The 15733-nt window shown below is 56.4% G+C and carries 16 protein-coding genes; 12 read left to right on the top strand and 4 right to left on the bottom strand.

Annotated elements, in window-relative coordinates; translation table 11 throughout:
• The first annotated feature begins 17 nt into the window (after nucleotides 1-17).
• The 4 genes from infA to RLO149_RS14705 are packed head-to-tail and all read left to right on the top strand — an operon-like array spanning nucleotide 18 to nucleotide 2019.
• A complete protein-coding gene (infA, locus tag RLO149_RS14720; protein WP_005978431.1) occupies nucleotides 18-236 on the top strand; it encodes a translation initiation factor IF-1 in 219 nt (72 codons plus the stop codon).
• 3 nt (nucleotides 237-239) lie between these two features.
• The gene (locus RLO149_RS14715) at nucleotides 240-806 is read left to right on the top strand and encodes a Maf family protein (RefSeq protein ID WP_013962893.1); all 567 of its coding nucleotides are present in this window, start codon (nucleotides 240-242) and stop codon (nucleotides 804-806) included.
• Entirely contained in the window at nucleotides 803-1825 is a 1023-nt protein-coding gene (locus RLO149_RS14710; RefSeq protein WP_013962892.1) for a ribonuclease E/G, read from the top strand. Before RLO149_RS14715 ends, RLO149_RS14710 begins: the two co-directional genes overlap by 4 nt.
• Nucleotides 1822-2019 carry a DNA gyrase inhibitor YacG gene (locus RLO149_RS14705; RefSeq protein ID WP_044025369.1) on the top strand — a complete coding sequence of 66 codons (198 nt, stop codon included), beginning with the start codon at nucleotides 1822-1824 and terminating at the stop codon, nucleotides 2017-2019. The genes RLO149_RS14710 and RLO149_RS14705 overlap by 4 nt, the downstream gene beginning before the upstream one ends.
• Before the next feature lie 15 nt (nucleotides 2020-2034).
• On the opposite strand, the gene RLO149_RS14700 is transcribed toward RLO149_RS14705, so the two are convergent.
• Both RLO149_RS14700 and RLO149_RS14695 read right to left on the bottom strand, forming a co-directional pair.
• Nucleotides 2035-3606, bottom strand: a complete 1572-nt coding sequence (locus tag RLO149_RS14700) for a cation:proton antiporter family protein (protein WP_013962891.1) — start codon at nucleotides 3604-3606, stop codon at nucleotides 2035-2037.
• A gap of 223 nt (nucleotides 3607-3829) precedes the next feature.
• Nucleotides 3830-4279 (bottom strand): RrF2 family transcriptional regulator, encoded by a 450-nt coding sequence (locus tag RLO149_RS14695; protein WP_013962890.1) that lies wholly within the window; start codon nucleotides 4277-4279, stop codon nucleotides 3830-3832.
• A gap of 82 nt (nucleotides 4280-4361) precedes the next feature.
• On the opposite strand from RLO149_RS14695, the gene RLO149_RS23965 reads away from it, so the two are divergent.
• From RLO149_RS23965 to RLO149_RS14660, 8 genes are all read left to right on the top strand, one after another.
• Nucleotides 4362-4517: a hypothetical protein gene (locus RLO149_RS23965; RefSeq protein ID WP_169315066.1), complete on the top strand. Its 156-nt coding sequence runs from the start codon at nucleotides 4362-4364 to the stop codon at nucleotides 4515-4517.
• A 95-nt stretch (nucleotides 4518-4612) separates the two neighbouring features.
• Nucleotides 4613-4846 (top strand): hexameric tyrosine-coordinated heme protein, encoded by a 234-nt coding sequence (locus RLO149_RS14690; protein ID WP_013962889.1) that lies wholly within the window; start codon nucleotides 4613-4615, stop codon nucleotides 4844-4846.
• Complete coding sequence (locus tag RLO149_RS14685; RefSeq protein WP_013962888.1) at nucleotides 4843-5148, top strand: DUF6522 family protein; 306 nt, start codon at nucleotides 4843-4845, stop codon at nucleotides 5146-5148. The genes RLO149_RS14690 and RLO149_RS14685 overlap by 4 nt, the downstream gene beginning before the upstream one ends.
• A 9-nt stretch (nucleotides 5149-5157) precedes the next feature.
• On the top strand, nucleotides 5158-6363 hold the full coding sequence (locus RLO149_RS14680; RefSeq protein ID WP_013962887.1) for an NnrS family protein: 1206 nt from the start codon (nucleotides 5158-5160) through the stop codon (nucleotides 6361-6363).
• Nucleotides 6360-7028: an NnrU family protein gene (locus RLO149_RS14675; protein WP_013962886.1), complete on the top strand. Its 669-nt coding sequence runs from the start codon at nucleotides 6360-6362 to the stop codon at nucleotides 7026-7028. The genes RLO149_RS14680 and RLO149_RS14675 overlap by 4 nt, the downstream gene beginning before the upstream one ends.
• A 251-nt stretch (nucleotides 7029-7279) precedes the next feature.
• Nucleotides 7280-8629 carry an oxygen-independent coproporphyrinogen III oxidase gene (gene hemN, locus RLO149_RS14670; RefSeq protein WP_013962885.1) on the top strand — a complete coding sequence of 450 codons (1350 nt, stop codon included), beginning with the start codon at nucleotides 7280-7282 and terminating at the stop codon, nucleotides 8627-8629.
• Nucleotides 8630-8878: 249 nt separating this feature from the next.
• Nucleotides 8879-10543 (top strand): magnesium-protoporphyrin IX monomethyl ester anaerobic oxidative cyclase, encoded by a 1665-nt coding sequence (gene bchE, locus RLO149_RS14665; RefSeq protein ID WP_013962884.1) that lies wholly within the window; start codon nucleotides 8879-8881, stop codon nucleotides 10541-10543.
• 819 nt (nucleotides 10544-11362) lie between these two features.
• Nucleotides 11363-12562 (top strand): glycerophosphodiester phosphodiesterase family protein, encoded by a 1200-nt coding sequence (locus tag RLO149_RS14660; RefSeq protein ID WP_013962883.1) that lies wholly within the window; start codon nucleotides 11363-11365, stop codon nucleotides 12560-12562.
• 451 nt (nucleotides 12563-13013) lie between these two features.
• Here the strand turns inward: RLO149_RS14660 and RLO149_RS14655 are convergent, their stop codons facing one another.
• Nucleotides 13014-14465 carry an exopolysaccharide biosynthesis polyprenyl glycosylphosphotransferase gene (locus tag RLO149_RS14655; RefSeq protein ID WP_052304822.1) on the bottom strand — a complete coding sequence of 484 codons (1452 nt, stop codon included), beginning with the start codon at nucleotides 14463-14465 and terminating at the stop codon, nucleotides 13014-13016.
• Between the two features lie 257 nt (nucleotides 14466-14722).
• Nucleotides 14723-15727, bottom strand: a complete 1005-nt coding sequence (locus RLO149_RS14650; RefSeq protein ID WP_013962881.1) for a GlxA family transcriptional regulator — start codon at nucleotides 15725-15727, stop codon at nucleotides 14723-14725.
• Between the last annotated feature and the right edge of the window lie 6 nt (nucleotides 15728-15733).

The raw sequence follows: 15733 nt of genomic DNA, 5'->3' as shown, positions 1-15733 counted from the left end.
CGTTTGAAGGAGAAAACATGGCCAAGGAAGATACGCTCGAATTCCCCGGTGTCGTGAAGGAACTCCTGCCGAATGCGACATTCCGGGTCGAGCTTGAAAACGGCCATGAAATAATCGCACATACGGCAGGCAAGATGCGCAAAAACCGCATCCGGGTTCTGGCTGGCGATAAAGTTCAAGTCGAAATGACACCCTATGATCTGACAAAGGGTCGGATCAACTACCGCTTCAAATAGACTTTGTTTATTTTGGGGTCAGGATCGCCGCGCCGCAAGGAATTGCTGGCGCAAATCGGCGTTGTGCCTGACGATATTCGCCCGCCCGATATTGACGAAACACCACATAAGGGTGAATTGCCACGTCCCTATTGTGCTAGGATGGCGCGCGAAAAAGTCTGTGCCGTGGATGCGCAGCCGACAGATATCGTGCTATGTGCGGACACGACGGTCGCCTTGGGCCGCCGTATTCTGGGTAAACCCGAGGATGCAGCGGAAGCCGAAGCGTTTCTGAAATCGCTGTCCGGGCGGCGGCACCGGGTCATTACGGCGGTTGCGGTGCGGGTTGCTGATCGCGTGTGGGAAAAAGATGTGCTCAGCATTGTGCGTATGAAATCACTGTCGCAAGCGGACATCCAAAGCTATATCGACAGCGAAGACTGGCGTGGCAAGGCGGGCGGATATGGCATTCAGGGCCCGGCCGCTGCATTGATTCCGTGGATCAGCGGCTCTTACACGGGCATCGTTGGTTTGCCTCTGGCCGAAACAGCAGGCCTGTTGCAGGCGGCAGGATACAGGGGGGCCTCATGAAGGGTCAGACGATCATTCTCGACCATATCGAAAACCGTGAAGCGGCGGCACTTATGGTGGATGGCGCTTTGCAGGATATGCTGGTTGATGCGGATCAACCGCGCCCCGGTACGATTTACCGCGCGATTGCCGACCGGCCTGTGAAAGGGCAGGGGGGAATGTTCCTCAAGACGCCCGATGGGTCTGCTTTTCTGCGTCAGGTCAAGGGGATGGCACCGGGGCAAGCGGTGCTGGTGCAGGTCAGCGGCTACGCCGAAGCGGGCAAGGCCATCCCCGTGGCGCAAAAACTGCTGTTCAAGAGCCGTTATGTGATCGTGACGCCCGATGCGCCCGGTCTCAACATCAGCCGGTCGATCAAGGATGAAGCGGAACGAGATCGCCTGCTTGAGATCGCCCACGAGGGCGCGGGTGGCTCGGGCTATGGTTTGATCCTGCGGTCTTCCTGCGAGAACGCAGCGGAAGAGGACATCGCGCAGGACATAGACACGATGATGGGACTGGCGACTGATGTGCTGGAAGACAGTGGCACGGACATGGCCGTGTTGGCCACGGGCGACGGTCCGCATCTGTTGGCGTGGCGCGACTGGGTGGCACCCGGTGACGTAGTGACGGAGGCCGGCTCGTTCGAGACGCATGGTGTGCTGGATGCGCTGGATCGCGACCGTGGTATCCTGCAACCGCTTGATGGGGGTGCGAGTTTCTACATTGAACCAACGCGTGCCCTGATCGCAATCGATGTGAATACCGGCCCTGATACGTCTTTGGCGGCGGGGCTGAATGCGAACTTGGGATGTGCGCGCATGTTGCCGCGTGCGTTACGTGTCAAAGGGCTGGGGGGGCAGATTGTCCTCGATCTGGCACCGATGCCAAAAAAGGACCGACGTCGGTTTGAAACGGCCATTCGGCAGGCGTTCAAAACCTGCACCGTGGAAACCGCTCTGGTCGGCTGGACCCCTTTGGGCCATTATGAGCTGCAGCGTAAACGGGCGCGTGTGCCCTTGCACGAGGTTCTTAAATGACCTGCCCGATCTGCGGCAAACCACCGATCGAGACGGCGCGGCCGTTTTGCTCAAAGAGATGCGCAGACCTTGATCTGGCGCGGTGGTTTAATGGAAGCTATGCTGTTGCCTCTGAAAACCCCGATGATGCGGACGCCTTGCAAGAAGCAATCGATGCAGAGCGGGAAGAGCAAAGTCGCCCCAAGCCGCATTGACGCAGCACGCGCCGTTTATTTGTCCGACAAAGGATCGACACTCGTGGTGCCGGAGGCGTGATGGGCAAGGCTGCGGCCTGCTTCACGCATTGTCAGATAGGTCTGGTTCGCTCCGGCTTCTTTCATCAGATCAATGTGTTCCTCGTGCAGGGCGTGGGTCACGATCGGCCCCGTAAACCCCTTGGCGCGCAAGGTGCGTGTTGCGATCAGCTTTGCCTCCAGATCATCCATGGCAAGAACAGCCGCCTTTATCTTGCCAAGCTCCACGCTGCTCCAGAAATTGCTGTCTTCGGCATCGGCGAACACCACATTGCGCCCGGCTTTTGCGTGGGCTGCGGCCTTATAGGTATCTGCGTCCAGCCCGATGGGTTTCGACCCGTTCTGGATCAGAACCTCATATGTGGCCGAGCCCGTCCGCCCCATACCGAATATCAGCACATCCGCATCCCCCAGATCTGCGGGTTGCTCGTCGGGGTGACGTGTGACGCGCTCAAACCGGTGCAGGCGCTGTTCAAATCGTTCGTAAAGCGGATGGGCCAGCCGGTTGATCGGCGCCGCGATCAGGAAGGATACCGACACGGCGATGGCCAGCGGCACCACGAAGGGTTCGGCTGCCGGTATGCCGGTGGCAACGATCAGGCCAAATTCGCTGTAAACCGTAAGCGAGAGCGCCGACAGAAAGGCGGTTCTGGCCCGCAAGCGGAAGGCCAAGAGCAGGAAAAAGAACAAGATACCCTTGAGCGGCAACATCAGCCCCAGCACGACGGCAAAGATGAGCGCGTCCCAGTCCGGCAAGCCTGACATGCCAATCGACAGAAAGAACCCGACGAGGAATATCTCTTTCAGCGACCAAAGCGCGTCTGACAATTCGCTTGCGCGCGGGTGATTGGATAACAGCAAGCCCATCACAAGCGCGCCAATCTCACCCTTGAGCCCAATGATCTCGAACCCGTAGCCACCGATGACAAGCGCGAGCGCCATGCCCGCAAGCACCAGCACCTCATCATGGCCCGCCCAGTCGAGCAGCTTGTGCAAAAACGGGCGCAACAAGGGCGTGGCAAAGATCAGCAGCGCCCAAGGTCCGGGCACCTTGCCCGAAAAGATCGCCAGCACGACAAGCGCGATGATATCCTGAACGATCAAAATGCCGATGGCTGTGCGGCCATGGAAGGTGCCCATCTCGCGTTTGGATTCCAGCATTTTGGCGGCCAGCACAGTCGAGGAAAACGCCAGCGCGATGCCGACCAGTAGCGCAACCGTCCAGTCATCCGTGAAAAATGCGCGCGCCAGCGGGGTAAAGAGCGCAACCGACAGGGCAAAGTGCAGCAGGGATACACCGACCACATGCGGCTCGCCGATCTGTTTGATTTTCAGCTTGAGGCCCACTGTGAAAAGCAGAATCAAAACGCCAAGGTTCGCGATATATTCGAGAATCGGCCCGGTCGTGTCCGGCATGCCGACATGCGGCCCCGCAGCATTGATCACGAAACCGGCCGCAAGAAAGCCGACCAACGGCGGCAGGCCCAATGGTCTGGCTGCAAGGCCAAAAACAAATGCAGCGCCAATTGCGAAAACTTCAAAAACCATACTGTTCGGTCGTTCTTTTCTGTTGTGTCTTCCGGGATACGTCTTGGAGTTGCAGAAAGCATGTAGAACGACCGCAGGTCATGCAAGCCGAATAAACCGGAAGGCGCAGCTGTTTCCGACGGTTTGAGGAAATGGCTCAAGGTTCGTTCAGGGCGTCCGGTTTTTGCAGCAACGGACACACCTCAGTGCCAAAAAACGCATGATATCTGCCCGCAAAAAACGGCTAACCTTGTGTTTTTGCCAATTGCGAATTCAGCAATGCGCCGAGGCTGTGCCGCGACTGTGTCACATCAGCCAGCGTATAGTGATCCAGCGTTGCAAAGAAAGCCTCTTGCGCCTCTGCCAAGGGCTGGCGCAAGCCACAGGCCGGGAGGATCAGGCAGGATTTGTTCGTGCCAAAGCACTCCACCACATGCTCCTTGCGCGTCATCGTGCGCACGACCTCGCCGACAAGAATGCGTTCCGGTGGGCGCGCAAGGGTCAGGCCGCCGTTCCGGCCTCTTTCGGACAGGACAAAACCTTCGCGCACAAGCTGTGTCGAAACCTTGGACAGATGGTTTTCCGACAGCCCGAACAACGTCGCTATTTCTGACGTGGCCACGCGGGCAGGCGCACGCACAACCAAGGTTATCAGAATGCGAAGCGCATAGTCGGTAAATTTGTCCAGTTGCATGAATTGATATTTAGCATTTACAATGCGTATTTAAAAGCGTTAGTTAATACTCATCTGAAATACCTGTTAAAGGGGCGAATTGATGTCACTGTCTGAAGCTTTTCTGTGGCCGGGAACCAAGGTCTGCGAGCGTCTGGGCGTGGACCCTGAAGGGGAGGCGGGCCTGATCCGCTGGATGATAAATACACTCGTTTATCTCGTGCTGAGCTTGATCGTCGTATGGGTTATCATGGTGTAACGCTTGACGCTGAGCCTTCACGTTTGATGACGTGTGGCGGAACAAATCCGGCGTTTTTCTGACGGATAATGCGCAGTACTCGAAAGGATAGGCCCATGACGACCTGGCTTCCCACGCTGATAACCAGCACACCGCAAGAGGGATACGATCTGGCGGTCAAACTCAGCCGTGTCGCGATCAAGATGACACAGCCAGACGCAGATATCCGCGAGAAATTGCGGCCTGAGTATGCCGAGAATTTTGCGGCCCTGATTGGCTCAAGTCAGATCGTGGCGACGCATTTCGCAACCGTTGCGGCGGCTAATGGGTATTGGCGAGAGATTTCATGACACCGGTAGAAGTCAATGCGGACGGTTTTGTAGTTGATGCGTTGGTGCTGGCCGAAGCCTTCGCGCTTGAGCCGGGCGATGTGCAAAAACTGATGCGCATCGGAGAGATCACATCCCTGAGCGAAACAGGCATTGGCGAGGATGCAGGACGCTCACGTCTGACCTTTCACTATGGCGACCGCGCTGTCCGACTTGTCGTGGATCAGTCTGGCGTCATCCTGAAAAAAACCAGTTTTACGGCCAGATCCCGCACGTCGGCTCTGGCGAAAAACTCTCCTGAATTGCAACGAAAAAATCTCTAAGGGTCTGCCATGGGGCAAACAACGTCTCAACTAAGCCGGGAATGGCAGGGACCCGGTGTATTTTCCTACGGCTTTCGCCCGTTCTTTCTGTTTGGCGCGGTTTGGGCGGCTATGGCGATGGTGCTTTGGGTTTTGATGCTTTCAGGCTATTTTGCGTTACCGACCCGGCTTGACCCTCCCTCTTGGCATGCGCACGAACTGCTGTTTGGCTATCTTGGCGCGATCATCGCAGGCTTCTTGCTGACGGCTGTGCCGAACTGGACCGGGCGCTTGCCCATAGTCGGCTGGCCTCTGGCGGGATTGTTCGGTCTTTGGGCCATCGGGCGGGCTGTGATGGCGGCTTCGGCTCTGCTGCCGCTGGGCGTGGCAGAGTTCATTGATCTGTTGTTTCCCATTGCGCTCTGCGGCGTCATTCTGCGTGAGATTATCGCGGGCAAGAACTGGCGCAATCTGGTGGTGCTTGCAATGCTGGTGGTCTTCACATTGGCAAATCTGCTTTTCCATCTCGAAGCTGCGCGGGGTGATATCGCCGCTCAGGGTGTTGGAGCAAGGATTGGTGTGTCGTCCGTGATCATGATGATTGCCGTCATCGGGGGGCGGGTTATCCCGTCTTTTACCCGCAATTGGCTTGTACGACAAAAAGCGGAGCGGTTGCCCACCCCGCCGATGCAAGGTTTTGACAAGGCGGTCCTTTTGATCACGGTCCTAGGGCTTTGTTGCTGGGTTGCGGCACCAGATCACAGGGTAACCGGGGGCGCACTGCTGCTCATGGGCGCTTTGCATTTTGTCCGGCTTGTGCGTTGGCAGGGCGCGCAAACGTTTGGCGAACCGCTGCTTTTGGTTTTGCATTTGGGGTATGTTTTCGTCCCCGTTGGCGCGTTTATCGCTGGGGTCTCAATCCTGTTTTCTGACGCGATGCTGGCCGTTGCAGCACTGCACCTGTGGATGGCAGGGGGCTTTGGATTGATGACTTTGGCGATGATGACCCGCGCGACATTGGGGCATACCGGGCAAAAACTGACGGCAGGAGCGGGCACCGTTGCGATCTATCTCGCGCTGATTGGCTCGGTCTTCGCCCGGATTGCCGGGGCGTTCTGGGTCGGTTCAGCCACGACGCTTTACGCGTTATCCGGCGTGCTGTGGATCGGTGCGTTTCTTGGCTTCACCTTTATCTACGGGCCTGCCCTGATGAAATCTAAACCTGCGCGCTCATGAGCGGCTGGCTGACATTTGCGGGTGTGTTTGTGCTTTTCTTCGCGACACATTCCATTCCGGTGCGCCCGCCGGTCAAGAAGCACCTCGTAAAACACCTCGGTGCAAAGGGATTTACCCGTGCCTATTCGGCGCTGTCGCTGTTGATCCTGGCGTTGTTGATCTGGGCCGCACAGCAGGCTCCCTTTGTGCTGCTTTGGGCTGAGGCACCGTGGCACCGGCCGGTTATATGGTTGGGAATGCTCGTTGCTTGCCTGATCCTCACCGTTTCGATCGGACAGCCCAATCCCTTTTCGTTTGGAGGTCGAAACAATGACGCGTTCAATCCGTTGGACGCCGGTATTATCGGGTATTTGCGCCATCCACTGCTGAACGTTCTTGCCTTGTGGGCGCTTTTGCATGTGTTTGCGAATGGCGATCTTGCGCATGTCTTGTTGTTTGCCACCTTGGCACTCTTCGCGCTGGCCGGGCCGCGTGTCATTGATGCACGAAAAAAGCGTGATCTGGGCGCTGATGCATGGCTCGCGCTCGTATCTGAGACCCGCAGTCAGCGCCGTTTCCAAGTGCCGTCACGCGGCACAATGCTGCGTCTTTGCGCGGGCGTGATCGTCTATGTGGTGCTTGTGTACTTACATCCAATCGTAATCGGTGCCCCTGTTCTCCTGTGAAAATCAAGAGTGTTGAGGTTCCGCTGCCCTGCTTTGTGTCTTGCTGGAGCCTGCGACCCGACTGACTTCAAATCAATCTGCATCGATGATCTGGATCAAAGACAGTCCTGACTGCTTTCAAGAGACTGAGTGAAACCGGGCTTTATCCAAAGCCCTAACGACCGGAGCGGTTTGGGCGGGGTTTTCGTGGGTACGATACCACCTTTTCCAAGCCTTCAGCCAAGGTGCTGAAAGAACAGAGTGGGACTACAATGACGAACACGCTTAAAACCTACATGACCCGCAATGTACCACGCTACACCAGCTATCCAACGGCGCCGCACTTTTCCGATGCCATCGGTTCAGAGGAATATGCACGCTGGTTGTCAGCGCTTCCGCCTGAGAAACCTGTTTCACTCTATCTACACGTTCCCTATTGCCGTGAGCTATGCTGGTATTGCGGCTGCAATATGAAACTGGCCAAAAAGGATGCACCCGTCGCGCAGTATGCGCAGACGCTCAACCGCGAGATCAGCCTTTTGGCCCAGCATTTGCCAGAGCGTATGAAAATCTCTCATTTGCATTGGGGCGGCGGGACACCCACCGCACTTGTGCCTGACGATCTGGAGCGTGCAATGGACGCCGTGCACGCCAGTTTCGATTTCACCGCGGACGCCGAACTGGCGATTGAGAGTGACCCGCGGACCCTCACCGACGAGATGATCCTGCGGATTGGGCAATTGGGATTCACCCGTGCCAGTTTCGGAGTTCAGGAATTTGACCCCAAAGTGCAAAAAGCAATCAACCGGATTCAGCCGCCCGACATGGTGCGCCATTCGGTTGACGGGCTGCGTGCGGCGGGTGTCTCAGGTATCAACTTTGACTTGATTTACGGTCTGCCCCACCAGACCGTTGACACGCTGCTTGAAACGATACGTCTTTGCGTGGAGATGCAGCCTGATCGGATTGCGCTGTTTGGATATGCGCATGTGCCGTGGATGGCCAAGAAACAAAGGCTCATTGATGAGGCCGCCTTGCCCGACGGCGATGCACGGTTGCAGCAATCACAAGCAGCAGCTGTCGCATTGGTGGAGGCCGGATATGTGGCTATCGGGCTTGACCATTTCGCGCTCCCCTCAGACCCGATGGCCAAAGCTGCCAAAGAAGGAAGCCTGCGTCGTAATTTTCAGGGCTACACCACGGATCGCGCCGAAACCATGCTCGGGGTTGGATCGACATCTATCGGACGCACACCTTCCGGATACGTTCAGAACCTCACCGAAACCGGTGCCTGGGCGCGCGCCATAGAAGCTGGTGTTCTTCCGGTCGCCAAAGGTGTTGGCTTGAGCAAGGATGACAATTTGCGCGGGCATGTTATCGAACGGCTGATGTGCAATGGGGAAGTGGACCTCGATGCTGCGGCCCTGCAGGCTGGTGCGCCGGGGGGCTGGTACCACATGCACGACGCAGAGCTGGCGATACTGGAGGCAGACGGTTTGATCACGCGACAGGGCGGGAAAATTTCGGTCACCGACCATGGCGCACCGGTTGTGCGCGTGGTTGCAGCAGTTTTTGATGCCTATTTCGCAGCCCAGAGTGCGCGCCACGCTGTCGCCGTCTAAGGCTTCTTGCCCCACTTGCGCGATGTCTGTTTGCGCGGGGGCTATGCCTGTTATCAAAACACTGTCCGTTTGCCTGTAGCTGCGTTCCTGATTTCGGGACGCAGACCCGCATACGTTTTCCTGCTTCCCAGTGTTCAGCGTTGACGCTGGGATGCGGTTGTTCAGTGCCGGTGATTGGACTTTGATTTATGTCAAGGTGTATTGACACATTGACTGTCAATCTAACGTTACACAGATTGAGGAATCATCATGAAAATTCTGTTTGTACATCCAAATTACCGTTCCGGTGGCGCTGAAATTGCCGGAACATGGCCCCCGGCCTGGGTCGCTTATCTGAGCGGCCACCTGCGCGGCGTGGGCTTTGATGACATCGAGTTTATTGATGCGATGACCGACAATCTGACGGATGCTGATCTGGCACAGAAGATGGAGGCGCTGCAACCCGATGTCGTGGCTGTCACGGCCATCACACCGTCGATCTATCGCGCTGAAGATGTTCTGAAAATTGCAAAGGAACTGGTCCCCAACGCCGTGCGGGTGATGGGCGGTGTCCATGCGACATTCATGTACAAACAGGTTCTCTCCGAAGCCCCGTGGATCGATGTGATCGTGCGCGGTGAGGGCGAAGAGATCTGCTCTGAACTGATGCTGGCCATTCAGGATGGCAGCTTTCCCGGAAACCGGCACGACATCAAAGGTCTCGCCTTTTTGCACGGCGATCAGATCATTGCCACGCCTGCAGCTTCCACGGTCAAGGATCTGAGCAAGATCAAACCGGACTGGACGGTCCTTGATTGGTCAAAATACATCTACATCCCGCTTGGTACGCGGGTGGCCATCCCGAACCTTGCGCGCGGGTGCCCTTTCACCTGTTCGTTCTGTAGCCAATGGAAATTCTGGCGCGATTACCGGGTGCGTGACCCCAAGGATGTGGTCGATGAGATCGAAGATCTGGTGGATAATCACGGTGTTGGCTTCTTTATTCTCGCGGATGAAGAACCGTCGATCAACAAGAAGAAATTCATCGCCTTTTGTCAGGAACTGATTGATCGGGGCCTGCCGGATCGCGTCAAATGGGGCATCAATACCCGCGTGACAGATATCTACCGCGACCGCGATTTGCTGAAATTCTACCGTGAGGCCGGATTGGTGCACGTCAGTCTTGGGACTGAGGCTGCGGCTCAGATGAAGCTCGACATCTTCAACAAAGAAACCAAGGTTGACGAAAATAAAGAAGCGATCCGCCTGCTGCGCGAAGCTGACATTCTGGTCGAAGCTCAGTTCATCGTGGGCCTTGATAATGAAACGCCCGAAACCCTCGAAGAGACGTTTCAGATGGCTTGGGACTGGCAGCCGGATTTGGCAAATTGGTCGATGTATACGCCCTGGCCCTTTACCCCGCTGTTTCAGGAGCTGAAGGACAAGGTCGAGGTTTTCGACTACAGCCGCTATAACTTCGTGACCCCGATCATGAAGCCCAAAGAGATGACGCGGGGCGAATTGCTGGACGGTGTGATGAAAAACTACCGCCGGTTCTATTCGCGCAAGGCGCTTTTCCATTATCCATGGCGCGGCAACGGCTTCCGCCGCCGGTATCTGCTTGGCTGTCTTTATGCCTTCCTCAAGGCAGGTGTGGGGCGCACGTTCTATGACTTGGGCAAGGTGGGCTATACCGGCCCTCAATCGAAACACAAACTCGACTTCCATTTCGATGAAACCCGCACCATTGCCGAAGCGCAAATGGACGATTGGGAAGCCTCTGCCGACAAGGCAGCCAGAGCCGCCGAACGTCGCGAGGCGCTGCGCGAGCAAGGTAAAGAGCGCGCAGAAGAGAGAAGCCGGGCGTTCAAGATGCCCAATGGCGCAGAGGTCAAGGCCTGCGGTGGCGGCACTCAGCAAATGGAGGATGTGTAAGCGCATCCAGCCTTATACGGGGGTGATCAGGCGCCAAACGCCATTCTGCCACGCGGACCTTGATCGGTCAGTTTGGCGAGCCGGCACAGATCAGCGAGTAATTTTCCACGTCGCTTGGGGGCCCATGCAGGGCCCCTTGTAGCGTGGAGCGTCTTCAGTCCTCAACAATTCTGTGCGCGCAGCGTGTCAATCCGCTCTCTTGCGAACCAAGGCTCTGTGACCGGGGCGTTATTGGATATCGACGTGGGCCTGTTTTGTGATCAGCTTGGCACCGTGCTTGCAAACCCCTCGCACACGCGTTTTGGGATTTTGGGCCGGACAAGTGGCAGGCGACGACACTACCTATAGTTTTGATGGCGTTTTTCTCATTTTTTCGATCAATGACCGGGTGTGCGCTTTTGTGACGGGCAGATACGATAGCTCTCGATGAGATCGGTCTCCATTCGTCACGTGCGCAGGTGAATTTTGGTCGCGCCACCCAATTTCTTGTGGAAAAAACTGTTCTACGCGCGACGAGGCCTGTGATGTTCAGGACAAGCACCCAAAAGCCGCAGCCTGATATGGCATCAATACTGTTGCTTGGCCTGGAGCGTAGCTGAACGAAAAAAGTCACCCCCTCCGATTTCATGATGACGCTCGAATATCGGACGCATCATCACGCTGTGCGATAACTGGGACTTGTCAAAGCAGGGGATGCGACAGATCATGCTCTCACTCGATATAAGTATCGCCATCTTGTCAGGTGGATTCCTCAGGCAGTCCGGCCGGGCGGGGTTTTTCGGGTATAATGCACGGTAAACTCTCTCGAAAGGCTTCAATATGCTGCGACCCATCGTTCTTGCTTTTGTCCTTGGCACGCCCGCACTTGCTGATCCGATCACCACAGGCCCGCGTCCGCTTTATCTGATCGATCAGATGGCACCCGGCCCATTGCGCGATAAGCTGCTGTCGTGTGCAGGAGATCCGGTGCAGCGTACCTTGTTTTCTATTGGCCACCGAGGTGCGCCCCTGCAGTTCCCCGAGCATACGGTGGAAAGTAACATGGCTGCTGCGCGAATGGGGGCGGGTATACTCGAATGTGACGTGACCTTTACATCGGACAAGGAATTGGTTTGCCGCCATGCGCAGAACGACCTGCACACCACAACCAACATCCTCGCCACCGATCTCGCGGCGAACTGCACGGCTGGTTTTGTCCCGGCGGATGGTGATGCGAAGGCGAGTGCTGAATGCAGAACCTCAGACATCACACTGGCGGAGTTTCGAACCCTGACCGGCAAGATGGATGCGGCCAACACAAATGCCCGGACTGTCGAGGAATACATGGACGGCACGGCGGGCTGGCGCACCGATCTTTATGCAGCGGATGGCGGGGATTTGATGACCCACGCGGAGTCGATTGCGCTGTTCAAATCGCTGGGCGCAAAATTTACGCCTGAGTTGAAAAGCCCGGCTGTCGACATGCCGTATGACGGCTTTACTCAAGAAGATTATGCGCAGAAGCTGATCGATGAATATAAATCCGCAGACATTCCTGCATCAGATGTCTGGGCGCAGTCGTTCAACCTCGATGACGTGCTCTATTGGATCAGGGCCGAGCCAGAGTTTGGAGCACAAGCCGTCTATCTGGACGGAAGTTACAGGATTGACGGTTGGAACCCGGATGCGCCGGAAACCTGGACCCACCAGATGGATGACCTCAAGGCCATGGGCGTCAACTATATCGCGCCGCCGACATGGGTGTTGATGACCTTGGATGGCGGCAAGATCGTGCCCACCAGATACGCAATCGACGCCCGTGCGGCTGGAATTGACATCATCACCTGGACGATGGAACGGTCCGGCCCATTGCAAGACGGCGGCGGGTGGTATTACCAATCCATCAAGGATGTCATCAATTCCGATGGCGTCATGTACGAGGTGATTGACGTTCTTGCGCAGGACGTTGGTGTCAAGGGAATCTTCTCGGACTGGCCTGCCACCATCAGTTACTATGCCAGTTGCATGGGTCTTGAGTGAAACGAGCGATTGCCTTGTACCTGTAGCGTTCTGCGGCATCCCTCGCGAACAGCTTTGTCTGCATTCAAGGGTAAAAGCGTCCTCTTGGACGCAGATTGTGAAGGGATGTGTACCGCTCATGTGCATGCAGATTGCGGCAGTAGGACCAATATGAAATCTGCCCGGGCGTGTGTTGCATGCATATGGCTGGGTTAAACAGCGCTTGTCTGTGCAGTTTGCGTAAACCGAAGAGCGCTTTGAAACGGTTTAACCAACTGCATACACGCATATCCACCGCTGCGATGTCGCGTATGAAACGCGGCTTTTCATGACGAGTGCTGCACGCTCTCGCATTGAAGATCGCAAACCTTGTGTTGGTCCCGACCCTTCCCATTTTATCTTTCAGACATGACACCCAGGCCGCGCGTCACGGGTTCGTTGGGGTATGTGCGTCTGCAATTTTGTTACGGCCTCAATACGCACCCTTTTCCCGGAAAAGGCTCAACGGGGTTTGGAACAGGATTTTGAGATCTAACCAGACCGACCAGTTTTCAATATAGAACAGGTCGTGTTCAAAGCGGGCTTCCAGTTTTGTCGCGTCGTCAATCTCGCCCCGCCAGCCGTTGATCTGTGCCCAGCCTGTGATGCCCGGCGGCAACCGGTGTCGCGCCGAGTAACCATCAACGATCTGGGTAAATCGCTCATATTGACTGGACATCGCTTCGACCGCATGTGGCCGGGGTCCAACGAGTGACAAATCCCCTCGTAATACATTGAAAAGCTGAGGAAGCTCATCGATGGAGGAGCGCCTGAGGAAACGCCCGACACGTGTCACGCGAGGATCTCCTTTGGTCACCACCTTCTTTCCCAACGGGTCGGTCATATCCGAATACATTGATCGAAATTTGAGCACTTCTATGATCCGATTGTTATAGCCGTGACGGTGTTGGCGAAACAGCACAGGACCCGGAGATTCGAGCCGGATGGCGAGGGCGGCCAGGACCATCACAGGCCAAAAAACTGCCAACGCACACAGTGCAAAGAAGACGTCAAAAAGACGTTTGGCCAAACGACACTCGGGCGCATAGCTGCGCTTGAGGCGCTCAAGAGACGGCACTCTTCGGTGCTGATCAAAGGCAAAGTCCTTGCTATAGGTAGACAGCCCGACTTCGACCGGAAGGACGCGGAATTCATCCAACAACCATTTGATGCGTTTTTCTGCGGCGAAGGGCAATGCAATGATCACCAACTCAATGTCCGAAGCGCGCACGAAAGCGATCAGATCCTGATACCCGCCAATCTTGGGTATGCCCAAAACCTGCTTGGGAGAACGTATATCATCGCGATCGTCGAATATGCCATGCAGGCGAATGTCGTTACCCGGCCGCGCGTTCAGTCCCCGGATGAGGCGCGCTGCTTCCTCCCCGCCGCCGGCGATGACAGCGCGGCGGGCAATCAATCCTGTTTCGATCACCCATCTGATGATCATATTGCCGCCAAGCCGGGTCGGGATGATGGCAACTGTCAGACTTAGCGCTGTACTGGCAATTGCCGTGCTCATATTTGCGACTGGGGCGAGCGCAATGCCCACAATCACCGGAGCAATTGCGCACAACAAGCTATACCCGATGAACGACACGCGATTGGCCATGACCTTACTGCGATATCCACCAAGGACGACCATGGTTGCAACAACGACACCACTGCCAAGAATGGCCCAGCCCGCAGCATCAAGGGGCGCGAATTGCTCTGTGGCCGTGGCCCCGTAAAGGGCGAACCAGAAGGCAAGCGCGAACACGAAAACGTCAATGCAGACGGCGATGCAGGCGAGCCAAAGCGGTTCGAGCGCACCGCGTTGCAGCACAAGGGCAACATTCTGCGCGGCTTCATTCAATTTAATTGAATGCCTATCCATTTTACTCATGGTCCCGACCATCCTATTCTGACCGGGCAATCTCCGGCACTTCAGGCGATCAGTGTAGCACCCATCGGTTAAGACTCCGTTGGAGTTGGGTAAAATGGCCATCACAAATTGCATGATATCCGGCCCTGTCTTGACGATGCGGTTTCAAAGCATCTGAACGTTTACGCGTCGTCGCAAAACCCGCGCGGAAATTGGTCGGAACGTGCCAGTCGCACCCACGTCAGGCCCGCTTGAAACTGTTGATTTGCCCCAAGCCGTCATGACGCTGTTGACGCTCGGATGAGCCGCCAGCTTTCGGGGGTGGTGTTATAGGTGGCCTTAAAAACACGAATGAAATGAGACACATCCGAGAAACCCGTGTCCTGCGCAATCTGCGTGACAGACCGTTGTGTCTGTTGCAAAAGCCGTTCCGCCTGCGCCAGACGGATTCTCTTGCCCGCCTCGAAAGGCGTCATGTCCAGCGCGGCGTCGAAGCGGCGCTCCAGTGTTCTGGGGCTGACTTTCAGGCGCGCGGCCAAGGTCGAAAGTGTCGGCGGCGCGTCCAGTGCTTGTTGCAGCAACAGCAAGGTACGGCGCACGATGGGGTCGCTGGTTGTCAGGTCCAGCGGCAACCCCGGTTGCGGGCGGTCTGCTTCCATCGCCTCGTCGATCATCATGATCGACAGGCTTTTGCGCGCGGCGGCCTTGCTGATGTGGCGATCCACGAGAAAAGCCGCGAGATGCGCGGAACTTGTGCCGCCAGAACATGTCAGCCGGTCCCGGTCGACCACAAAAATCTGATCGGACACCGGCTCAAGCCCATCAAATTGCTCAAGAAAATCGTTGTGGTGGAACCAGCTGACGCAGCAGCGATATCCATCCATGAGCCCGGCGCCGTGAAGAACGAAAGAGCCGGTGCAAACACCAATCAAGGGCACGCGCGCCACCGCAGCCCGGCGCAGGAAAGCAGTGTATTCGGGTTCGAGCTGCTCCAACTCGCCCATCAGGCCGCCAATGACCACGATATAGTCAAAGCGTCCGGGGTCGCCAAGACGCTCTTCGGGCTGCACCGTCACGCCACTCGAGGAGGTGACCGGGGTCATGTCCGCTGAGAGCACACGCCAGTTGCAGAGAATGGCGCGAGAGCGGTCACCTTCGTCGGAAGCAAGGCGCAACACATCAACAAAATTGGCGAAAGCGCAGATCGTAAATTGCCGCGTCAGGATGAATCCAATGCGCAGGCGTGTGCGGTCTGAAGGGGTGGCAGATTCGGGGTGTTTCATGACGAT

Source organism: Roseobacter litoralis Och 149, assembly GCF_000154785.2.
Taxonomy (GTDB): domain Bacteria; phylum Pseudomonadota; class Alphaproteobacteria; order Rhodobacterales; family Rhodobacteraceae; genus Roseobacter; species Roseobacter litoralis.
This window is presented reverse-complemented; position numbering and strand designations above follow the sequence as displayed.